Annotated in this window: 17 protein-coding genes; 9 read left to right on the top strand and 8 right to left on the bottom strand. The window is 33.0% G+C overall.

Annotated features, from left to right (window positions below):
- Positions 1-7: 7 nt before the first annotated feature.
- The 7 genes from EAG11_RS16795 to EAG11_RS16765 form a co-directional block, all read right to left on the bottom strand.
- Positions 8-2,014, bottom strand: a complete 2,007-nt coding sequence (locus tag EAG11_RS16795) for a trehalase family glycosidase (RefSeq protein ID WP_129540170.1) — start codon at positions 2,012-2,014, stop codon at positions 8-10.
- A gap of 151 nt (positions 2,015-2,165) precedes the next feature.
- Positions 2,166-3,665, bottom strand: coding sequence for a RagB/SusD family nutrient uptake outer membrane protein (locus tag EAG11_RS16790; RefSeq protein WP_129540169.1), 1,500 nt, complete (start codon positions 3,663-3,665; stop codon positions 2,166-2,168).
- A 23-nt stretch (positions 3,666-3,688) separates the two neighbouring features.
- Complete coding sequence (locus EAG11_RS16785) at positions 3,689-6,826, bottom strand: TonB-dependent receptor (RefSeq protein ID WP_242499188.1); 3,138 nt, start codon at positions 6,824-6,826, stop codon at positions 3,689-3,691.
- Between the two features lie 762 nt (positions 6,827-7,588).
- On the bottom strand, positions 7,589-8,245 hold the full coding sequence (locus EAG11_RS16780) for an aspartate kinase (RefSeq protein ID WP_035618292.1): 657 nt from the start codon (positions 8,243-8,245) through the stop codon (positions 7,589-7,591).
- Between the two features lie 117 nt (positions 8,246-8,362).
- Positions 8,363-8,722: a YraN family protein gene (locus tag EAG11_RS16775; protein WP_129540168.1), complete on the bottom strand. Its 360-nt coding sequence runs from the start codon at positions 8,720-8,722 to the stop codon at positions 8,363-8,365.
- A 173-nt stretch (positions 8,723-8,895) separates the two neighbouring features.
- Positions 8,896-9,795, bottom strand: coding sequence for an LD-carboxypeptidase (locus tag EAG11_RS16770; RefSeq protein ID WP_242499370.1), 900 nt, complete (start codon positions 9,793-9,795; stop codon positions 8,896-8,898).
- Positions 9,796-9,910: 115 nt separating this feature from the next.
- Positions 9,911-10,930: a hypothetical protein gene (locus EAG11_RS16765; protein WP_129540166.1), complete on the bottom strand. Its 1,020-nt coding sequence runs from the start codon at positions 10,928-10,930 to the stop codon at positions 9,911-9,913.
- Between the two features lie 168 nt (positions 10,931-11,098).
- On the opposite strand from EAG11_RS16765, the gene EAG11_RS16760 reads away from it, so the two are divergent.
- The 9 genes from EAG11_RS16760 to EAG11_RS16720 all read left to right on the top strand — a co-directional run bounded on the left by EAG11_RS16760 (position 11,099) and on the right by EAG11_RS16720 (position 19,609).
- Positions 11,099-12,169: an endonuclease/exonuclease/phosphatase family protein gene (locus EAG11_RS16760; protein ID WP_129540165.1), complete on the top strand. Its 1,071-nt coding sequence runs from the start codon at positions 11,099-11,101 to the stop codon at positions 12,167-12,169.
- A 146-nt stretch (positions 12,170-12,315) separates the two neighbouring features.
- A complete protein-coding gene (locus tag EAG11_RS16755; protein ID WP_129540164.1) occupies positions 12,316-12,855 on the top strand; it encodes a 3-hydroxyanthranilate 3,4-dioxygenase in 540 nt (179 codons plus the stop codon).
- A 145-nt stretch (positions 12,856-13,000) separates the two neighbouring features.
- Positions 13,001-13,927 (top strand): magnesium transporter CorA family protein, encoded by a 927-nt coding sequence (locus EAG11_RS16750; protein WP_129540163.1) that lies wholly within the window; start codon positions 13,001-13,003, stop codon positions 13,925-13,927.
- A 103-nt stretch (positions 13,928-14,030) separates the two neighbouring features.
- Positions 14,031-14,924, top strand: a complete 894-nt coding sequence (locus EAG11_RS16745) for a CorA family divalent cation transporter (RefSeq protein ID WP_129540162.1) — start codon at positions 14,031-14,033, stop codon at positions 14,922-14,924.
- Between the two features lie 85 nt (positions 14,925-15,009).
- Entirely contained in the window at positions 15,010-16,563 is a 1,554-nt protein-coding gene (locus EAG11_RS16740; RefSeq protein WP_129540161.1) for an aldehyde dehydrogenase family protein, read from the top strand.
- 198 nt (positions 16,564-16,761) lie between these two features.
- Positions 16,762-17,574 carry a leucine-rich repeat domain-containing protein gene (locus tag EAG11_RS16735; protein ID WP_129540160.1) on the top strand — a complete coding sequence of 271 codons (813 nt, stop codon included), beginning with the start codon at positions 16,762-16,764 and terminating at the stop codon, positions 17,572-17,574.
- 35 nt (positions 17,575-17,609) lie between these two features.
- Positions 17,610-18,653 carry a hypothetical protein gene (locus EAG11_RS16730; protein ID WP_129540159.1) on the top strand — a complete coding sequence of 348 codons (1,044 nt, stop codon included), beginning with the start codon at positions 17,610-17,612 and terminating at the stop codon, positions 18,651-18,653.
- Between the two features lie 7 nt (positions 18,654-18,660).
- A complete protein-coding gene (locus EAG11_RS16725; protein WP_129540158.1) occupies positions 18,661-19,224 on the top strand; it encodes a LemA family protein in 564 nt (187 codons plus the stop codon).
- The gene (locus tag EAG11_RS16720) at positions 19,208-19,609 is read left to right on the top strand and encodes a hypothetical protein (RefSeq protein ID WP_129540157.1); all 402 of its coding nucleotides are present in this window, start codon (positions 19,208-19,210) and stop codon (positions 19,607-19,609) included. Before EAG11_RS16725 ends, EAG11_RS16720 begins: the two co-directional genes overlap by 17 nt.
- Before the next feature lie 163 nt (positions 19,610-19,772).
- Here the strand turns inward: EAG11_RS16720 and EAG11_RS16715 are convergent, their stop codons facing one another.
- Entirely contained in the window at positions 19,773-22,328 is a 2,556-nt protein-coding gene (locus tag EAG11_RS16715; RefSeq protein WP_129540156.1) for a T9SS type A sorting domain-containing protein, read from the bottom strand.
- Positions 22,329-22,460: the final 132 nt, after the last annotated feature.

Raw genomic sequence — 22,460 nt, 5'->3', positions numbered from 1 at the left:
CTTTAAATTATTTATCTTCTAAAAGTAGCATTAAATAATGTGAGGCCGACCAGCTAAAGTTAAAAGCTTCCATTCCTTTTCCTGTAAGCGGTTGGTAGTTTTCTCTTATAGATGTGCCTTTGTCCAGAACTCCTTCTGCATTATGAATGAGTTTATGTGCCAATTGGTTTGCTTCGGTTGTATAACCGTATTTTTCCAATCCATTTATACCAAAATAACTTTGGTCAAGCCAAATAGGTCCTCTCCAATAGCCACGTTCTGGTTTAAATTTTGGGTGGTTTGCGGCCAATGTTGGTAAAGGAACATATGTGTTGAAAATAGTAGGATTCATCATGTTTTCTTTCATGGCTTTGGTTTGTTCGGCTGTAGCAACCTCAGCCCAAATTGGTAAATATCCTTCACATCCCATCGCTTTTATCAATGTTTTTCCGTCGATTGTGGTATCATAATACCAACCTGTTGTTGGATCCCAAAATTGAGTTTGAATTTTAGCTTTTAATGTTGCACTTTCGTCTTGCCATTTTTTAGCTTCTTCATTCAATTTTAAAACTTGAGCCATTTTATTTAAAAAGTTCTTTTCGGCGTATAAAAATGAATTTAAGTCAACGCTTTCCTGGTCTAATGAATAGGCTTTATCACCGTTCTTTAAGATTTTACTATCATCAAAACGTACTGCATTATCCATTCCGCTTTCCCATTTGGCAGCAACCAATGTTCCATCTGTAGAGCCAAATTCGCATATACCATCCTGATCATGGTCACGTTCTTTGTACCACCAGTTATGATATGATTTTAGTTTTGGATAAAACTCTTTTATAAAATTGGCATCTTTAGTTTTTTCATAAATTTTCCAGATTGCCCATGCTGCAAGTGGCGATTTTGTATTTCGGTAATTGTTTTCTTCGAGGAGGTTGTTTCTGTAGATGCAATCTGGAATAAATCCGTTTGGTTCTTGATAATCAAATAGGGCACGCATTTGGTTTTTTGCCAATTCGGAGTCATAATTGGCAACCGCAACCGCATGTTTCCAGCTGTCCCATGCCCAAAAACCATGAAACCACTTGTAATTGTAACTAGGAAAAAGTCCACCGTGTTTTAATCCTTCGGCAGCAATTCTGGTATTATTTTGTAATGTCAATACTAGTTTAGCAACCAAATCAGAGTAAGTAGCATCTTTGTAAATTGATTTCTTTCTGGCAATTAATTGTTCTAATTGACTCTCTTTTTCTTTTTGGGTGTTTTTAAGGAGTGTATTGAAAGTTGTTTTTGCGATGATTTCATTTTCATTTTTCCATGAATATTGTGGAAAAATAAAGGTTTGAGAAACAATTAGGTCTTTGGTTTCGTTTGGTTTTAATACTAGTTTTTCAGTTTGAACTTTATATCCTTGTTTGAAAATTTCAACTTCGGGTGTTGCATTAAGAAACTGAATGTGTCCAATAGCAGTACTTTTTGTAGAAACAATTTTTAATGTTTTATTTTCTTTAGATAATTGGATGTTGTCTATGAAAATATTGGAATCATAAGAAGGGTAAAGGGTGATGACTTTTCCAGTTTTATTGGTAATACTTGTTTTTTGTAGTGCTGAATGACCAGATAAAAAAACAAGTTGCTGTTTTACGTCTAATTTTTCATTTTGAAATAGTTGTACTAAATGGCTATTGTAACTATTTTGACTTACCAAGCTACTTTTCCAGTTGATGGCTTCGTGTTTGTTTTCGTCATTAAGTTGTAATGAAACCAACGAAGGGCTTAGCCAAACTCCATTTTCTTCGGTCATTAAAAAAGGACCAGAAAAGCCAGCTTTAACTTCACTTGGTTCAAGGAACCCAAATGCGAACCACGCACCTTTATCAGAGAAAGCTAATGATTTTCTATCTGTAGCTTCTGTTGGATTTCCTTTATAATTTATACTGTTTTTTGAAGATTCTAAAATAGGGAAGTCTTTTTGTGCCCAATTGAACTGTATTATAAAAAAGAATAAAAGAATATAAAGTATTTGCCTTTTGCCCATGTTGTTTCGTTTTTTATTGAATGTTTTTGGTTTGTGATACATTTCTCGATTCTTAAATAGTGATTAATAGAGAAATACGAAATCAGTAGATAAAAAGAATAGCCCAAGAAATATAGGGCTATTCTTTTAAAAATTAAAATAATTCAATGGATTAATTTGCTTGTAACTCTGTTAATGGAATTGGATAAAAATTGTTTTTTGATGCATTAAAACCAGTACGGCCTACAGCATCAAGTGCTGATTTTGTTTTGCCCCAACGACGTAAGTCATAAAAGCGATAGTTTTCTAGAGGAAATTCTAATATTCTTTCATGTTCGATTTGAGCTTTTACCTCATCACCAGTTGTACCAGTCATTGCAGGCATATCGGCTCTATCACGAACTTTGTTAATGTATGGAATAGCTTCTGGCGTACGGCCTAGCTCGTTCAGTGCTTCTGCTTGCATCAATAATACATTTGAATATCGCATAAGCGGAATGTTGATTGCTGTATATTCCTGATCCATTTTTTCTTGGGTATTTGGTATGTATTTACGGAATACGGGTTTGTCAGTATCACCAAATTTATCATCGTAAGTAGTTCCTAATACTCTTGGATTGTTTGAATCATTAAAATAAGGATCTTTAAAGAAAAGCGTGCTATAAAGACGAGTGTCGTAATTTCCTGTGGTAGCTATTTTCCCTTCTTTTTTAAATTCGTTTACAAGCATTGTACTCGGAAGAATTTCATCCCATCCGCCTAGTTCTCCTGCAGCCATCCAAAAGTGGAGTGCATTACGGTAAAATGCACCATTGGCAGTAGTTTCTGTGAATTGTAGTTCGAATATAGATTCTTTAGAATTTTTGGTAGTACCATCAAACATGGATACATAATCTTTAACCAAATCATATCCTTGTACTTTGTTTAATGCAGCAAGAGATTCATTTAGGAATGTTTGTTTTTGGGCTGTTTCTTCGTATGCTCTTGTTAAATAAGCAAATCCTAGGTAGCTATTGGCCGCTCCACTAGTTGCACGACCGGTTTTGTCTTGTGTTTGTTTAAGTGGTAATATTTCGGCTACGGCTTTAAGTTCACTTGTAATGAAGTTCCAAGTTTCAACACGTGTTGATAATGGAACACTTAAATCACTTTCTTTAGTTATATATTTGTTTCTGATATAAATTTGTTCCCAGTTAAGAAGCAATTTCATGTGGTAATAAGCACGTAAAAAACGAGCTTCGGCTTCTATTTGTTTGCGATCAGCATCATTTAATGTTGCAGTTGGAACTTGTGGTAACTTATCAATTACTTGATTTGCATTACTAATTCCTCTGTAATTTAGTGTCCAATATCTAGTAAATTGACTATTACCATTGGTATAGGTGAATGTCGAAAGTTCTACCCAGCTTTGGTAATTTAATGCATCACTTCCTAGTTCGCAAATATCTTCTCTATAGGCTTCTACGGGCCATTTTACTTCGGCAAAAGCCCATTGATCGACAGCACCTTCGAGTTGCGAATATGTTGCTGCCAAAGCGGATTCGGCATCGGCTTTATTTCTCCAGAAATTATTTGAAGTAAGTTGATCGGGAGATTGTTGGTCTAAATAGTCACTACAACTAGCGACAGTTAATAGGCCTATAATGGATAGTATAAAAAATGTCTTCTTCATGATTGTGTCTTTTAGGAATAGAATTAAAATATGTATTGAACACCTGTTACAAACGTTCTTGTAAATGGATACACGAAACGGTCAATTCCTGTATTCAGAACAGAAGAACGCGAGAATTCTGGATCTATACCTGAGTAGTTTGTGATGGTGAATAAATTCTCCGCACTTACATAAATCCTTAGCTTGTCTAATTTTGCTCCGCCTAACATTTTATTAGGGATTGTATATCCGATTTGTAATTGACGCATTCTTATAAAATCGCCACTTTCGAGAAAACGATCTGATTCACGGCTGTTTCCATTTGGATCTTGCAAAACGGCACGAGGAGTGTTACTGTGGTTTTCTGGTGTCCATGAATTAAGTGTTGAAGCTAGCATGTTAGTTCCAGAATTCATAGATTCATAGAAATATCTATTTCCGTTATATAATTTGTTGCCCCAGCCACTTCCTATTAAAGCTGAGAAATCGAACCCTTTATAGCTCGCACCTAAACTAATGTTAGCTTCAAGTTTTGGTAATCCAGTTCCAGCATATGCTTTGTCGTTTTCATCTATAACACCATCTCCATTCAAATCTTTAAATCGGATATCTCCCGGTTGCGCATTTGGTTGTAATAAAACACCATTTTTACTATGAGCATTTACTTCGTCAGTAGATTGGAAAATACCATCTGTTTTGTATAAATAAAAGCCACTAATCGGATTTCCTACGCGTGCTTGAGTAGGGAAATGCTCATCTCCATATTTTAATCCCTCACCATAAATAGTCTGACCTTCGTTTGCAAGTGAGATTACTTTGTTTTTAAGGGTAGACATGTTAAAACCTACATTGTATTTAAACTCATTAATCTGGTCGCGGTAATTAACTTCAAGTTCAAATCCGCTATTACTAATTTTGCCTACGTTTAAAATAGGATCATCGATTCCAGCAGATGGAGCTAGTTTTTTTGTAATCAATAAATTGTCAGTTACATTATGGTAGTAGTTCATAGAACCACTAATTTTTCCGTTTTTAAGGGTAAAATCAACACCAATATTTTTAGAATCTGTTGTTTCCCATTGTAAGTTTCTATTCTCTAACGTTTTTGCAATACTTCCAGGCCAAGGATTACTTCCGTTACCTTGTACAGAGCCAGAACCTAAACCGTTTCCTGTACTAATTAATGTATTTGCTGAGTAATACCCTAGAGCGGCTTCGTTTCCTAATTGTCCCCAACTAGCACGCAATTTTAAAGTTGATATGATAAAGTCTTTAGGGAAAAAGTCTTCTTGTTCTATTTTCCATCCTAATGCAATAGATGGAAAAGTTCCCCAACGACTGTCTTCTCCAAATTTAGATGAACCATCTTTTCTAATCGTCATTTGAAGTAAGTAGCGATCGTTGAAAGAATAATTTAGTCGGCTAAAAAAAGAAAGACGGTTGTATTGAAATTTAGAGCCATCTGCTGAGTATGTTCCTCCTTTACCTGCTCCAATAGTTTCAAAATTTGGATCTAAAAATCCAGAGGGACGATCAATTGATACTAATTGTCCGTTCTCTACAGAATAGTCAGTTGTTTTTCCTTCTACGCTTACCTCATTCCAATTTGAAGAGACTCCATTTATAGTATTTCCAAGCATCAAGCCAAAGGTATGTTTGCCAAAAGTTTTGTCAATTGTTATAATGTTGTCTAATATTTGCTCATCCCAATATGATCTTAATTCGGTTTGCAATGGGTACAAATGTGCTTCTTTTGGATTAGCAATATAAGGTGGGAAATGCGCTGTTTGTTGCTCATTTTTTGCACGATAAGAATAGGCTATTTTGTATTTTAACCAAGAGCTAATGTTTGCAGTTATAGCAATATTTGCAGTTATATCCTGACCTTTTATCATGCTGTTTTTAAAATGTTCTTCGGCAACAGGATTAGTATTAGTAGGTAAACCATTTTTGTTTGTTAAGCCATAACCGTAAGGTTCATTTGCATCGTAAACAGGGACTAAAGGCGATATTGCATATACTTCTCTAAGTTGAAAATTAGGTAATGCATTTTGTGTTCCAATGTATGCCATTTTTCCATCTACATCAAAGATTGATTTTTTAAAGCTAACTCTTGCGCTAGCGGTTTGTTGGCCAAAAGTATTATCGATAACAATTCCTTTTTCTTTTACATAATTACCATATAAGGCAAATTTAAGATCACCTTGTCTTCCTTGTACGCCCATGCCATAATTTTGAGTAAGCCCAGGACGGAAAACTTCGTCTTGCCAATCGGTATTGGTAGTTGATGGATTAGTGATATAAGCTGGAAGAGCTTTAGGAGAAGTTGCATATTTATTATACTCATCATACATTCTTTTGTGTACCGTACGATAGCCATCAGCATCTAATAAATCCAATGTTTTTGCTGTGTTTTTATAAGCCAAAAATGAACTAAAATCTACTTTCACTCCTTCTTTTTGACCGTTTTTTGTAGTTACAATTATTACTCCATTAGCTGCGACAGATCCGTAAATTGCTGCTGCCGCACCATCTTTAAGAACCTCCATAGATTCTATATTTGTTGGATTTACAGTATTAATGTTTCCTTGGAACCCATCAATAATGTAAAGAGGTTCTGTTGCTCCAAAAGTATTTACTCCACGTATTTTTACGCTTACAGCTGCTCCAGCAACACCACCACTTTTTTGAACATTTACTCCGGCAACCAAGCCTTGTAGTGCTTCGGCTGGATTTGTTGTAGCTCGTGTTTCGATGCTTTCCTTCTTAACAGATGAAATGGCTCCTGTAACATTGCTTTTCTTTTGAGATCCGTAACCAATAACAATTACCTCATTAAGTTTATTGGTTTCTTCTTGCATCGATGCATTAATTTCACTGCGATTATTGATAGCTTCCGTTTTTTCTATAAATCCTAAGTAAGAAAAAAGAATAGTCTGATTCGTACCATTTGGTATATAGGTTAAAGTATAATTTCCATCAAAATCGGTTGCGGCATTATACTTAGTGTCTTTTATAGAAATACTAACTCCAGGCAAGGAGTTGTTTTTGTCATCAGTAACTTTTCCAGATATGGTCTTTTTTGTCTGACTCTCCTGCGCGAGTAGGATATTTGGTAGCCAAAAAAGGAGAATGATCGGCATTAGAAAAGGCTTCCTAAGTAAGTTTTTTAATTGTTTCATTTTAGTTAGTTTTTGGTTTCTGGTTTTGGTTAAGCTTTTTATTCTATTTGAGGTATTATTTGTTTATGATATTAAATTTTTATCATTATTTATTCATTTTCCTTTTAAAATAATGATATTATTTTTTTGAATATAATTTTATAAGAATAATGAAATTCAAATTTAGAGGATTGCATATATATAATACACCAGTACCTACCAGTTTGTTTTTTAGCTTTGAGCCAAGAATCTTTTTAAGAAATTATTTTGCATGAAAATAAAACAGATAAATTGAAGGTGATTTTAAGCTAATATTAACTACTACTTGATTAGATTATTAAGTTGTTCATGAGGGTTTTTCTATTGATACGAACAATTAAAATTCAACAAAAAGTAAGTTTTGTCTTTGTAATATTAAGTAAAATTGAGAAAAATGAAATATTTTCAAGTAATCTCATAATGGGGATTTTAAGTCTTTAATTGTTATTTTTTTTTAAATCGAGATGCGCTCAAAAAATAAATAAAGCATAAAAAGGAAAAATAAAGAGGGAGATGAATTCTACTTTTTTAACACTAAAAGTAGTTGTTTATGAAGTATGTATTCTATTTTAATTCCTTATAAAAGAACCCTACCAGTAGAAATTTGTCTCTTTTTTAATTAAAATTATTGCGGAAGGATTTGTTCATATCTATTTTTGATAGTACAAAAACGGTAGAAGAATAAAAAAAATCCCTTTTTAGTTTTAAACTAAAAAAGGGATTTTTATTTTTTTATTAAGGAATCTAGTTTTTTAAGTCTTTGATCACTTTAAAAGCAATATCTACTTGATCTTCACTTACTAATATTGTAAATTCATTTGATGTAGAGATAACTTCATTTATTATAATTCCTTCCCATGCTAAACGTTGGAAAATAAAGTAATATATACCAGGAACTACAATGTTTTCTTTTGGTAATTTTACAGTAATTGAAGCCAAATTGCTTAATTTCTGAATTAATTTTTCGCGAGCAAAGTGTTTTTCAACTAGTTGATTTATACTGCTACTAACTACAATATTGGTTTCGTTAACACCACGAGATGAGGTATAGAATATATCTGATAATGTATTAATGTCAGATATTAAATCAGCTTGTTTGTTCAAAACAGTTTCAGATGCTGCAAAAGTATAATCTGTAAGTTCTGATCGTACTGTAATCTCGCCAATATTCTTAATTACTTTGTTTATCTTATGATTTAATTTAAAATCTAATTCTTCCGTTAGTCGTTTTAACGACATTACTACAGCACCTTGTTTTACTTCTTTGCCAAATTCGCTTTCTAATTCAGTCATTATATTTCTAGATAATGAGGTTAGATTAATAATGCCGAGTGATAATGCATTTAATAAAAAAGGCTTCGTTTTGATGTAATTTTCTACGATGGAGGAAACAGTTTTCATAATTTTCTGGTTTTTGTAGTAACTTAGTGTGGTTGGTTTAGTTAATTGTGTGTTATATTTTTTTGCAAATATAAATTAAAAAACAATTTGTTACAAATATAACAATAGAAAATTATGTTAAAAGTGATAAAAAGCATCTATAAGATGTTCTATAACAAACGATTCCTTTTTTTTGTGAATTGCAACGATATCAAAACGAATTTCAAAATCCATTTCCCTATCGTTTATGTAGGCATTTACAGCTTTTACAAGTAGCTGAATTTTTTTTGGATTAACAAAATCTTGTGGTAAGCCAAAGTCAAGACTCGATCTTGTTTTTACTTCTACAATAGCCATTGTGTTTTCTTTGGTGGCTATAATATCAATTTCAGCTTTTTGAAAACTCCAATTCCGATCTAGAATTTTATAGCCATTTTGTTGAAGATATTCCACAGCAAGATCTTCTCCTTTTTTTCCGAGCTCATTGTGTTCAGCCATGTTTTGCTTTTTGAGAGGTTAGTATTCAGTTTTTAGTCTCCATTTTTTTTACGCTAATAGTTTTCACGCAAAGACGCAGCGTTGCAAAGTTTGAATTGGGTTTCTTTGCAAGGCCGCGTCTTTGGGAGATTGTACTTAATTATATAAGTACTTAGACTAGGTAATCGTTTATATTATTTATTAAAAACAAGCGTGCTTCCTGCCGCATTAACTTCGATTGTAACAGTACTTCCCATTACCAATGCTCTATTGTCTTGGATGTGTCCTGCAGGAAAATTAAATATTACAGGGATGTCGTATTTTTTGGTAACATCATCAATAATTTCTAATGCATTTTTCCCCCATGGGATATCATTATCTTTCATTTTGGTCATAGCACCAATTACAATTCCTTTTAGGTTTTCGATACATCCATTTCGCTTTAGGTTCATCATCATACGATCAATATGATAAAGATATTCGTCTAAATCTTCTATAAAAAGTATTTTGTCTCGGCAGTCAATTGCTGATTTTGATCCTAATAGACTATATAGTATGGATAAATTACCTCCAACTAATTCACCTGTTGCTTTGCCAAATCGATTCATTGGGTCTGGCGAAACTGAATAGGAGATTGGGTTGCCAAACAAAGCCATTTTCATAGTTGCAATCGCATCAGGTGTTGCACGAGGAATACTTACTGGCATCACACCGTGAATGGATTTGTAGCCCATTGTATTAAGATGATTGTGTAAGACTGTGACATCGCTAAAACCTATGACCCATTTAGGATGTTGCTTAAATTTAGTGAAGTCAAGTAAGTCAATCATTCGAACAGTACCATATCCACCACGCACGCACCAAATTGCTTTAATGTTTGGATTGTCCATTTGATGTTGAAAATCGATTGCACGTTGCTCATCAGTTCCAGCTAGCTGATTAGTATCTAATCCTATTGTACTTCCTATTACGGTTTCTATTCCCCAACTTTTAAGTAAGTCGATTGTTGGTTTTAAATTGTCATCGATATTTTTTCTTGCTGTTGCTACTAGGGCAACTGTATCGCCTTTTTGTAAATAAGGAGGTGTTATCATGTTTTGTTGAGATTGACAGGTGAATGATTGTAAAGCAAAAATAAGAAATGTGAATTTACAAAAAGCAAAATGTTTCTTTAGGTATCGTAATTGGGTCGTATTCATTTTTCTAATTTTAGTTTACAACAACATTATCTAGTGGTGTTGCAGTTATATCTGTTAATTTTCCTTTTTTGCTGGTACTGTTTCCAGTCCAATTGTATGTTTTTCCATTAGTTGTTATTGTGATCCCAATAGAATTTTGGTTGTCATATATGGTGTAAACAACATCTTTATTCTTAAATGTTAGGGTGTTATTTTTCATTTCAAAATTAAAATCTGGATTTTGATATTCAGTATTTATAGGGTAAGAAAATTCTACTTCATCATTTTTGTCGATTAAAACATAGTTAAGTGTCCTGTCATTATGATTAAAAAGAACTACTCTTTTTTGATTTTTATCAATGTTAAATGATAGTATAGTTTTAATACCTTCATTTTCATCAAGGGTAATCATTCTTTTTGTTTTTACTACCATTTTCTTGCCATCCCAATTTTGTTCGCTGTAATTATTATAAGGAAAATTCATTTGGTCGTCCTCGACTATTTTAATTACTTTGGGTTTGTTATTTTCGACAATAAATTCTGAAAATTGATGCCAGCAGCAACCGCTTTTAGTCATTGTACTTAATTTCTTTTGCTTATAATCTACCTGAAACATTCCGCAATAGTCTTGAGCCAGTGCTGTAAATTCGGGGCTAAATTTAAAATCGTTTTTAGTTCCTAAATATATTCTAAAAGAAGGGCCATGGTAGCAACTATTCTGTCCGTCATTGATGGCGAAATCTTTGATACCATCAAAATTATAGTCTTCATACATAATCAGACTCTGTTCTCCATAAGGCAATTGTTTTATGTTTGCCAAAGCTTTTCCGTTATGTAAGCTCAAAGCTAATTCTTCTGATTCAACCTTAATGATTTGTTTATTAGTTTTTTTATCATAAATAGCGACCCAACCTTTTGAAAATACTTGAGAAGTGTTGGCTATAAATATTTTTCCATAATGAGCTTTTGAGAAATTATTTACCTTAAAAGTTGTTTGAGCAAAAGTAAAGTTGAATAAAAAGAGTAGCAGAGTTGTGGTTAAATATTTCATTTTTTGGCAATGTTAGCAATGTGAATCCTCTATTTATAGCTTAAATAAGATTATCTAAAAACAAAGATAACCATTATGAGAAGTATTTTGAAACTTCTTATTTAAATGAATTAGTTTTATATTTGAAAGAAATTTCTTTAAAATTAGTATTTATAAATGAGAGTAGCAATGAGAACAATTACTTTTTCGGCTTTAATTTTTTTTAATTTATTGCTACTACAGCTACAAGCACAAACGAAAAAGTATGTTATTCATACTGTGGCTTTTTATAATGTCGAAAATCTTTTTGATACCATAAACAATCCAACTATTCGCGATGATGAATGGACGCCAAAAGGTTCTAGACATTGGACATCTCAAAGATATTTTAAAAAATTAGAGAACCTCGCCAGAGTCATGTCTGAAATTGGAATGCCCGAAAATCCTAATCCGCCAACATTTATTGGGTGTGCCGAAATAGAAAATAGGGGAGTTCTGGAGGATTTAATAAAACAACCCAAGTTAATAGATAAAGAATTTGGAATTATTCATTTTGACTCGCCAGATCATCGGGGTATCGACGTAGCCCTGTTATATCAGAAGAAATATTTTAAACCAGTTACTTATTCGAATATTCCGCTTATTATTTATAAAAAACCGATAGTGAGTGCTACTGATACAATTGAGAATAAGGAGAGACGGGTGTTTACTCGAGATCAATTACTTGTAACGGGATTTCTTGATGGAGAGGAAATTAATATAATTGTTAATCACTGGCCGTCGCGTTCTGGTGGAGAACAAAAATCGAGTCCGTTTCGTGAAGCAGCGGGTGCATTGAATCGAAAAATAATTGATTCCCTGCAACGGATAAATCCTAACGCTAAAGTTATTACAATGGGAGATTTTAATGATGGCCCTTATAATAAAAGTGTAAAAGTTGCACTAGGAGCTAAAGCGGACAAGAATTATGTTAGCGAGTATGGAATGTATAATCCATTTGAGGATATGGCAAAGAGAGGAATGGGAACTATTGCCTATCGAGATTGGTGGGATGTTTTTGACCAGATTTTAGTTAGCCAATCTTTAATTAAATCAGACTTCAATTCTTTTCAATTCTGGAAAGCTGGAATTTTTAATAAATCGTATTTAATACAAAATTCAGGTAAATACAAAGGATATCCGTTACGACATGCAGGAACCGAAGTAGGATTTAGTGATCATTTTCCAGTTTATATCTATCTTATTAAAGAAAAAATGTAATGCTTTGTAGAGATGCACCGCAGTGCGTCTAACGTATAGTTGCGAAAAGAATTATAAAATAAAATCATATCTAAGATGCACTGCGGTGCGCCTCTACATGATACTTTTTATTAACTTAGCACCTCAAAACTTAGCATCTCATAATTATGGCTATTGCAAAACCATTCAATCTTACTAAATGGATTGATGAAAACCGTCACTTACTTAAACCCCCAGTAGGTAATAAAAATTTATATGTTGAATCGGATGACTATATTGTAATGGTTGTTGCGGGACCAAATGCCCGAAAAGACTACCATTATAACGAAACCGAAGAGTTGTTTTACCAGCTTGAGGGAAGTATAAAAGTTATTATTCAGGAAGATGGAGAGCGTAAAGAAATGGATTTACATGCAGGAGATATGTATCTTCATCCTGCTCGTGTACCTCATTCTCCAGTGCGTTCAGAAGGTTCTATAGGCTTAGTAATCGAAAGAAAACGAGCAGGAAAAGGACATAAAGATGGATTGCTTTGGCATTGTGATAATTGCAATCATAAATTGTACGAAGTGTTTTTTGAACTTCATAATATCGAGAAAGATTTCTTGCCACACTTTGAACATTTCTATAATTCTAAGGATTTGAGAACTTGTACTAAATGTGGTACTGTGATGGAATCTGACCCCAGATTTGTGGCAAAAAAATAATTCTGAGTTTTTTATATAAAAGGCATACTTTTGCAAAAAAAAATAAATTATCCATATGGACGATTATTATTCGAGGAAGAAGATAGATAAACAGGAGTAGCTGTGGCATCTTGCATGCGCTATTCCTAAAATAACGTTTTGCATTATGATTACCTTTTACAAAAACAACAACGGATTATTTCCAACAGAAAACCGTGAGAACAACAAATGGATTAATGTAGTTTGTCCGACACAGGAAGAAACTAAATTTTTACTCCACGAATTACAAATCCCTGAAGCTTTTTATAACGACATTGAAGATATTGATGAACGGCCACGTATTGAAATCGAAAACGGCTGGTTTCTTATTATATTGCGGATTCCTTTTAAAAGTAATGATGCAAAATTACCATTCAATACAGCCCCTTTGGGCTTAATGTTTAAAGATGATGTCTTTGTATCGCTAAGTTTTCATCAAGCAGAAATTTTATCAGATTTTGTTTTATATACCCAACGAAAAAAATCGGATGTAAAGAACCATTTTGATTTGGTTTTAAGGTTGCTTTTGTCTTCTAGTATTTGGTTCTTAAAATATTTAAAGCAAATAAATCAGCGAATTCGATTGGCTGAAGACAACCTTGAAAAATCAATTAAAAACGAAGAATTACAAGCATTACTTCAAATAGAGAAATGTTTGGTATTTTTTATCACTTCATTAAAAGGCAACGATATGTTGTTTCATAGAATAAAAAATCTGAAAAACCATAAAGAAGATTTTGATCCTGTTTTACTCGAGGATGTTGAAATCGAGTTGAGACAAGCAGAAGAAACTACAAACATTTATAGTAATATCTTGACAGGAATGATGGATGCCTATGCGTCGGTAATCTCGAATAACTTGAATGTTATCATGAAAAGATTAACTTCTATTTCTATAATTTTGATGATTCCAACTTTGGTAGCAAGCTTATATGGAATGAATGTTCCTAATAATCTTCAGGAAAACAGCTATGGTTTTGTTGTTATTTTATTGATTTCATTGTTAATATCAATATGTGGGGTTTTCTTATTTAAGAAAAAAAACATGTTTTAGTTTAGTTTTTAAGAGGAATAAAGACCATCTTGATGACTTTAAATTCTTAATCGTTAACTTTATATGGTTTTGAATCAATCCTAATTAAAAACTAAATAGTATAATGGCAAAAAATATCTCCGAAAAATCATTTGAATCGTTTAATTGGCTCGACATAAAAGGACCAACAGAAGCACAATTAGAAGATATTGCCCAAAAGTTTGATTTGGAGGTTTTTCCAGTCAAAGATTCGGTGGAACACGGACATTTACCTAAAGTAGAAAAGATTAAGAATTTTAATTTTATCATTCTAAGAGCTTATACTGCAAATGAATATGATAACAATTCTACTGTAGAAGAGTTGTCAAATAAGGTTGCTTTTTTTTATAATGAAAAACAATTAATAACGATTCATAGAACTCCTTTTTCTTTTTTGGAGGATATTTTTAAATCTGATTTAAAGTGCACTTCTGTTTATGAATTGCTAATACGCATTTTTAAAGAAATTATTCTTACCTATAGTGCCCCTTCGCAATGGCAAACGGATCAGATAGATGAAGTTGAAAAAACTATTTTCTTAAAACAGCAAAATAAAATCTCTTTGGAAGATTTGTATTTTCAAAAAGCTGAAACCAGAATTACCAAAAAACTTTTAGTGCTTACGCAAAATGTTATTAATAAGGTTCATGTTCCAGAAGAAAATGCTTCTGCACTTGAAGATGTAAAAGACAATCTTATTAAGCTTATACTTGCTTATGAAGAGGCTATGGAAGATGCGATTAACTTAATGAATACTTTCTTATCTGTTACGGCTCAAAAAAATAATGATGTCGTTAAATTATTAACAGTTTTTTCTGCTTTCTTCTTGCCTCTTACCTTTTTGGTTGGGGTTTATGGAATGAATTTTAAATTTATGCCAGAATTAGAATGGAAATTTGGGTATTTGTACGCAATTATTTTTATGTTTGTCATGTGTGTTTTTATCTATATATGGTTTAAACGAAAAAACATTATGTAACCACACGTAATAAAATTTTAATAGATAGATAAATTCAAATATATTTACATAAAAAAATATAACAATTTCTAACCAAAAAGTTACAATGATAACAATAGCAGAGCAATTCGGAATGAAAGACGCATTGGCGCAATTGGGTATAAAAGCCATAAACGAAGGAACATCAACTGGACTAAATAACTTTTCTTCAGGTGATATTCTTGAAAGCTTTTCGCCAGTAGACGGAAAATTAATAGCATCGGTAAAAACATCAACAGCTGCCGATTACGAAAAAGTAATGCAAACAGCGACAGAGGCATTTAAAGTTTTCAGACTTATGCCAGCGCCACAACGTGGAGAAATCGTACGTCAGTTTGGAGAAAAATTACGTCAGAATAAAGAAGCTTTAGGTAAATTGGTTTCTTACGAAATGGGGAAATCATTACAAGAAGGATATGGAGAAGTTCAAGAGATGATTGATATTTGCGATTTCGCAGTAGGATTGTCACGTCAGCTTCACGGACTAACAATGCATTCGGAGCGACCTGGACACCGTATGTATGAGCAATACCACCCAATGGGAGTTGTCGGAATTATTTCGGCATTTAATTTCCCAGTAGCAGTTTGGTCTTGGAATACAGCTTTGGCTTGGATTTGTGGTGATGTTTGTGTTTGGAAACCATCAGAGAAAACACCTCTTTGTGGTATCGCTTGCCAGAATATAATTGCACAGGTAATTAAAGAGAACAATCTTCCAGAAGGTATTTCTTGCTTGATTAATGGAGATTATAAAGTAGGAGAGTTAATGACTGCAGATAAACGTATTCCTTTAGTTTCAGCTACAGGTTCTACTCGAATGGGTAAAATTGTTGCTCAAACAGTTGCAGGACGTTTAGGCAAATCGTTATTAGAGTTAGGAGGAAACAACGCTATTATTGTTACTCCAGATGCAGATATAAAAATGACTGTGATTGGTGCTGTTTTTGGAGCGGTAGGAACTGCAGGACAACGTTGTACATCTACACGTCGTTTAATCATTCACGAAAGTATTTATGATAAAGTAAAAGATGCTATTGTTTCAGCTTACAAACAATTGCGTATCGGAAATCCTTTGGACGAAAACAACCATGTTGGTCCGCTAATTGACACGCATGCTGTAGAGATGTATGCTAATGCCTTAACCAAAGTTGTTGCTGAAGGTGGTAAAATCCTTGTAGAAGGTGGCGTACTTTCTGGAGAAGGTTACGAAAGTGGATGTTATGTAAAACCAGCTATTGCTGAAGCAGAAAACTCATTTGAAATCGTACAACACGAAACATTTGCTCCCGTTTTATATTTGATAAAATATAGCGGAACTGTAGAAAATGCAGTTGACATTCAAAACGGAGTTGCTCAAGGTTTGTCTTCGGCAATTATGACTAATAATTTGCGTGAAGCAGAATATTTCTTATCTGTTGTAGGTTCTGATTGTGGAATTGCAAACGTAAACATAGGAACTTCGGGTGCTGAAATCGGTGGAGCTTTTGGTGGTGAAAAAGAAACTGGTGGAGGTCGTGAATCAGGTTCTGATGCTTGGAAAATATACATGCGTCGCCAAACTAATACTATCAATTATACTACAAGTTTGCCATTGGCACAAGGAATAAAATTTGATTTGTAAGATTAGAATCATTGATGTAAAAACCGCTTTTTTCCATATTATTTGGGAGAAGCGGTTTTTTTTATTGCTTAATTCATAGTGTTTTATTTAAATTAGCATTTTAGTATGAAATGTTTTGTTATTTCTGATGTTGTTTTGTGTAAATAGAAGCTGAAATGATAATTAAGTAACCAAATAATATTTTGAAAAATTATTAAAATGAGTTTGATTTTTTTAGCAGGACTTACTCCTTTCGGATATGGTTTCTTAGGAGTGATGGCGCTTTCTGTTCTAATTGCTTATATGTGGCTTAAGTCATCGGGCAAAAAAGAAAAAATGGGATGTTTCTCTATTGGATTTACTGCTTTTATTATTTGGTTTGCTTTAATGTTTCCTGTTGCTATATCTTTCTCAATCATAGAGAATGGCACGAAGATTATCCAAATAGCTGTTGCTGTGTTTTGGTTTCTTGTTATTGTTTTTGCAACATACGTTATATTTAGTAAAAATAGAACGGGAGTTAAAAAAGTGCTCTTTGTAATTTTTAAAAATATTTTGTTTTTAATAGTGCTGGGATTATTTTTAACCATGCTTGGAGGATTGGCTTATTTCGTTTATTTAAGGCTTTTTACTCATGAAAAAGATGATTCTCCTATTTGGGTTGCTTTTCTATGTATCTTTTTCTTAACATCACTTATTTTGGCTGCCGCAGGTCTTTTAATACAAAGGAAAGAAGGGATGAAAAAAGAAAAGTCAACCTTTTATAAATTAGAAGAAGCAAAGTTAAAACCCGAAATGGTAGTAGAGTTAAATTTATCTAATACTAAATTAGATACTTTTCCGGTAGCAATTTTACAATTTAAGAATATTAAGTTTCTGATTTTAAGTCATAATAATATTACTGAAATTCCTAACGAAGTCAATAAATTACAACAATTAATAGGTTTAGATTTAAGTAACAATCCTATTTCAGATTCAGAACGAAATAAGATTCGAAGGTTACTTTCTAGTCAAGTCGAAATTGTGTTTTAATGATTTCCAATATTGAATAATCCTTATTTTTAATAATGAACGAATTTTTTGCATTTTTTGATCAAAACAAAGTAGATGGCGGTATGGTCATTTTCTTAATGTTTTTCAGTCTTGGGATCGCCTTGTTTCAAACTATAATGCTTTCGGGCTTATATAACTTAAAATTCCCAACATGGTTATTTTTTGTTTTATGCCCATCGTTTATTGGTTTGAGTTTTCTGGTTGATTCCAAATATACACTTATGGTTTTCTTCTTTTTATTTGCATCTGTTTTCATACTTGGTATTATCGGTATGTTTTACTCAGGAATTAGAAGTAGTAAAACGGATAAAGAAGAAAGAGAAAAATTCAATAGAAAACATAAAATTAAAGAAACTACCTTAGGCAAGAAACTCCTTGGTTTGCTTATGATGATTGGAGTTATTGGGGGATTTTATGGATTGGTTTATATAGAGAAATTACATTTTCTTTTCTTTATTATTCCAGGACTTATTTTCATAAAATTTATTTTCTTTCCTAGTAATAAAAGCAAGTTTCTTAAGCTTCAGGCAGTTTTACCCACTTCTAAGATGAATGCAATTGCTATGGGATTGGTAGAAGTAGAGGGAGATTTAGAAGAAATTGAACCTATTATTTCGCCTTATTTCAGCAAGCCCTGCATAGGATATTATTATACCATCGAAGAAGAAGGACCTGCGGATGATGATGGGAAAAGATCGTATAGAACTATATTTACAGAGCTAAAAGTAGGAGATTTTAAAATAAAAGACGAAACCGGAAGTGTTGCTGTAAATGGAGAAGGGTTAGAATTCTATTTTGACAGAATCGATAAGCAAGAAGGAGGAAAAAAGAGATATTCCGAAACCTATTTAAAACACAATGATTATATTTTGCTCATTGGTTATGCCGATTCAGATCAAGGTAATACTGTTCTAAGAAAAGGAGATTCTAATGGAGTTTTTGGTGTTGCAATACCTCAAAGTATCTCATTTAGGAACAAATATCAACCATTGTTAGTTTCATTTTTAACAACATTATTTTTTATCACATTTATACTTATCTATATCATTTTAAACTAAATACATTATGTCAGCACAAAATATTGCTTTAATCGTGGGGTTAATTCTAGTAATTATACTAGTTAACTTTTTTATCGGTACGTATAATAAGCTGGTTATGCTCAAAAACAACTTCGAAAAAGCTTTTAGGAACATTGATGTTATATTGATGCAAAGAGCCGAAGAAGTACCTGAACTGGTTAAAGTTGCGTCTAAATTTATGGAACACGAAACTGCGATGCTAACTAATTTGACTAAGCTTCGTACAGATTTCTTAAATTCTAAAACAGTCGATGAGAAAATAGAAAATGCCAATGAGTTTTCTAAATCTCTGAAAACATTGTTTGCTGTTTCAGAAAATTATCCAACACTAGCATCTAATTCTAATTTTCTGGAATTACAAAAGCGAGTTTCACAAATGGAAGATAAAATCGCTGATAGAAGAGAGTTTTTTAACGATAGTGTAAATCTTTATAATATCGGTATTCAGGAATTTCCTAATCTTATTTTGGCAAAAATGTTAGGGTATCATACACAAACGTTATTTGAAGTTTCAACACAAGAAAAAGCATATAATGGAATTCAATTTTAATAGATTTTTCGGTTATGAAACCGAAATCAATAAAGCAACAGATTCGGTCTTAATCTACGGATTTGCGGTTTTAATCTTTGGTATTGTAGGATTGACACTTATTGCAGCTATATTTAGGAAGATAGGCTTTACTTCTATTATTAGTTATTTCATATCACCTCTAATATTGTGTTTAGGACTTACTTTGATACTTTCCATATTGCCAACTATTGTTTTTAGTGTAGTGGCTTCAGATATTTCAGGTGTAAAGCTTATTTATAGTTGGATAACAATCTTTTTGGGGATGTTGTTCTTTGTAATGGTTAATCTCAGTACAATTAAAAAGTTTGTAAGAGAGTTTGGTAAGCTAACGGAGCAACAGGAGTTTAGAAACAGAAATAGATAATGCAACTTAGTTGCTTTTATACGTAAGTGATTTAATTAGTGCATGTTGTGTGTATTTTTTTGTTGATTTTGCTTTTTAAGATATATTTTGCAATATAGTTGCAATAACATAAAAGGCTTCCAACAACGGAAGCCTTTTATGTTGATTAATAATTTGATAGCGGTTACTTTTTAATTATTATTTGGTTTAAAGTGCCTTCTGTTGTTTGTACTTTTACTAAGTAATTCCCAGAAGTCAAATGACTCATATCAATTGTTTCAATATCTTTCCCAGTGGTTTTTACCAATGAACCATTCATATTGTAAATCATTACTTTCTCTATATTTTGATTTGAGTTTGATAAGTGTAAATAATCAGTCACTGGATTAGGATATAAGATTATTTTTTTTGCTTCAACAGTTTTATCCACACCTAATGTAGTTTTGTACTCGGTGCTTATATAGTATAAATTTGCTGTATCTCCCTTTGTTATGGTATTATTTCCTGCCGGTACTGTGATAGAAACAATTCCTGCACTTGCAGTGTAGTTTATACCGTTAATTTTTACTTTTCCTGAAAAAGCATTGTCAAATACCAAGGTTAATGTTGACTCATTAGTTGTAGTATATGTTATAGTTGTGCTTGTTTCTATCTTTAGGCGTGCAGTTAATGCTAAACCAGAATAGTTTACAGATCCTGCCGAGGAATTCATGTTACCAGTGATGTTGTAGAATGAGCTTTCTTTGATAGATGCTGTAAAGTTGTGTATTTGAGTTCCAGATGCACTTCCTGTTGGTATAACTTTAACTGTCCCTGACAACGTTGCTGGAGTTCCTAATGATCCAATTGTAGTCACTGAATAGGATAGAGTAGTAGTAGGAGTTCCTGTGATTGTAATTGTTTTTGCAGAAGTATTTTTTACTGCGCTAACTCCTGATTCAGGAAGCCCAGATATAATTGCATCTGTAGCATCACCTCCCCAAGTTAAAACAATAGGCTCTATAGCTGTGTTTTCTGCTACCTCTTGGCTAACATTATTCGTTGTTGCAATTAGCGTTTGACTACTGCTAGGTATAGTTTGTTCGCCTTGAATTGCTTTCAAAGTAGTTTTGTAGCTTATTAATGCATTTTTTAAAGGGGTGTTCACTGCATACGAAGCGTCATCTACAGCATTGTTAAAACTAAATTTAAAATCACCACCACTCATACGACCAGCGTATTGCATAACTTTTGTTTTTGCATCTTCTGGACTATCGGGAGTATATGGATACATTATTGCCAAATTGGTGTCGAAGTTGTTATAGGTATTTCCTCCTGCACTTGATTTAACGGTTGCTGGTACTTGTTCATTTCTTGTGAGAGCTACATAGGCGTCGAAGTCTATTGTAGAATTAATTTTACCAGTAATATTATATAAAGGATTCGTGTCGGCATAGGCTACAAAGCGCATTGAGTTGGTAGCAATAGACGTGTCTAATATATTATTAAATGCTTTTATTGATCCACCTGCTTCACCTGAAAAGGTCCCTTGGTTCCCAGGGTCATTTGCTTGTTTTGTGCTGTTCCATATGTCAGTACCTTGCATAGAGATTAGCATTGGGTTTTTAGCATTGCGAAAATAGTTTGCTTCCATAAATAGAGAAGAACCCAAAGTAGCTCCTGAACCGTATTTAGAATTTCCATCATAATAGTTGTTGTATATATGGGCTGAATAATAACGCACACGTGGATGGCGTGAGTCAGAGTGATCATACCAATTATGATGATAGGTGATATATCCAGGATTAACTCCTTCGCTTAAGCCTAAAAGATTTGATTTGCCACTATCCCAAAAGTGATTGTATGAGAATGTAACGTAATTTGATTTTTTGCTATCTAATGCACCATCCCCTTTTATTTGATCGGCATCGCTGCCTGCATTTCCATAAAAGAAATCGCAATTATGCACCCAAACATATTCATTGTTTTGTTGAAGACCAATATTATCACCTTCGCCACTGTTGCAGTTCATAGTACCAATATTACGTATCTCGATATTAGATGCATTCTTGATTCGTATTCCCCATCCATCGGCTACAGCATCATCCCCAATTCCTTCTAGAGTGATGTAAGATGCTGTTGCATTATTATTTTCGATTACGATATCACCCGCTAACATATAATCAAGATCTGTTATCTGTCCAATCATACGTATAATTAGTGGGCGTAAATCTTTGCCTTTTTTATATCCATCCAATATCGATTGTAAGCCTACTGATGGACTTGGTGTTGCTCCAGTTACAGCCAATGAAACTGTGTTTTTAGTAGTTTCTGTTATATAAATTATTACTGCTCCATTCTTAGGAGTGCCATCTAAATTGTACGCTCCGGGTACGCGACCGTTAGTAAAGGCAAATCCAGCACGGTCATGTGATTTTACTGTAATTGCTGTTGTTGTTGAGCCAGTTCCTTCTGAGCCTGCTATCACCGGTTTTATTTTTATAGTGTATGTGCCAGCTTTTATCCCTGGTATGTCTGCACGATAGTAGCTTCCGTAGCTGCGTATAAGTTGATTGTCTATTTTTTGATCTGTTATTCCCATTCCTGTATAGTACACATTGTAGCTTTGAGCGTTAGCAACAGGTTGCCATTTTACATATGCAGATTCTAGCCATCCAGTAGCTTCGTTAATGGATACTTGTTGTGCCCATATTTGGATAGAAGCAAGTGAAATTGTCAAAAAAAGTAATAGTTTCTTCATAATTTTGGTTTTTTGTTAATGTTTGGTTTTGAATAGATTACTGTTAACGGTTGTTTTATTATTAAAATGTAATCGATTACACGAATGTAAATAAAAATTATATATTATTATTTATTTTAGATAAAAAGTACA

The organism is Flavobacterium sp. 140616W15, from assembly GCF_003668995.1.
Classification (GTDB): domain Bacteria; phylum Bacteroidota; class Bacteroidia; order Flavobacteriales; family Flavobacteriaceae; genus Flavobacterium.
This window is presented reverse-complemented; position numbering and strand designations above follow the sequence as displayed.

Bases quoted from the DNA above. Each gene is read 5' to 3' on its own strand.
- EAG11_RS16795 (WP_129540170.1), bottom strand. From the start codon at position 2,014: ATGGGCAAAAGGCAAATACTTTATATTCTTTTATTCTTTTTTATAATA.
- EAG11_RS16790 (WP_129540169.1), bottom strand. From the start codon at position 3,665: ATGAAGAAGACATTTTTTATACTATCCATTATAGGCCTATTAACTGTC.
- EAG11_RS16785 (WP_242499188.1), bottom strand. From the start codon at position 6,826: ATGAAACAATTAAAAAACTTACTTAGGAAGCCTTTTCTAATGCCGATC.
- EAG11_RS16780 (WP_035618292.1), bottom strand. From the start codon at position 8,245: ATGAAAACTGTTTCCTCCATCGTAGAAAATTACATCAAAACGAAGCCT.
- EAG11_RS16775 (WP_129540168.1), bottom strand. From the start codon at position 8,722: ATGGCTGAACACAATGAGCTCGGAAAAAAAGGAGAAGATCTTGCTGTG.
- EAG11_RS16770 (WP_242499370.1), bottom strand. From the start codon at position 9,795: ATGATAACACCTCCTTATTTACAAAAAGGCGATACAGTTGCCCTAGTA.
- EAG11_RS16765 (WP_129540166.1), bottom strand. From the start codon at position 10,930: ATGAAATATTTAACCACAACTCTGCTACTCTTTTTATTCAACTTTACT.
- EAG11_RS16760 (WP_129540165.1), top strand. From the start codon at position 11,099: ATGAGAACAATTACTTTTTCGGCTTTAATTTTTTTTAATTTATTGCTA.
- EAG11_RS16755 (WP_129540164.1), top strand. From the start codon at position 12,316: ATGGCTATTGCAAAACCATTCAATCTTACTAAATGGATTGATGAAAAC.
- EAG11_RS16750 (WP_129540163.1), top strand. From the start codon at position 13,001: ATGATTACCTTTTACAAAAACAACAACGGATTATTTCCAACAGAAAAC.
- EAG11_RS16745 (WP_129540162.1), top strand. From the start codon at position 14,031: ATGGCAAAAAATATCTCCGAAAAATCATTTGAATCGTTTAATTGGCTC.
- EAG11_RS16740 (WP_129540161.1), top strand. From the start codon at position 15,010: ATGATAACAATAGCAGAGCAATTCGGAATGAAAGACGCATTGGCGCAA.
- EAG11_RS16735 (WP_129540160.1), top strand. From the start codon at position 16,762: ATGAGTTTGATTTTTTTAGCAGGACTTACTCCTTTCGGATATGGTTTC.
- EAG11_RS16730 (WP_129540159.1), top strand. From the start codon at position 17,610: ATGAACGAATTTTTTGCATTTTTTGATCAAAACAAAGTAGATGGCGGT.
- EAG11_RS16725 (WP_129540158.1), top strand. From the start codon at position 18,661: ATGTCAGCACAAAATATTGCTTTAATCGTGGGGTTAATTCTAGTAATT.
- EAG11_RS16720 (WP_129540157.1), top strand. From the start codon at position 19,208: ATGGAATTCAATTTTAATAGATTTTTCGGTTATGAAACCGAAATCAAT.
- EAG11_RS16715 (WP_129540156.1), bottom strand. From the start codon at position 22,328: ATGAAGAAACTATTACTTTTTTTGACAATTTCACTTGCTTCTATCCAA.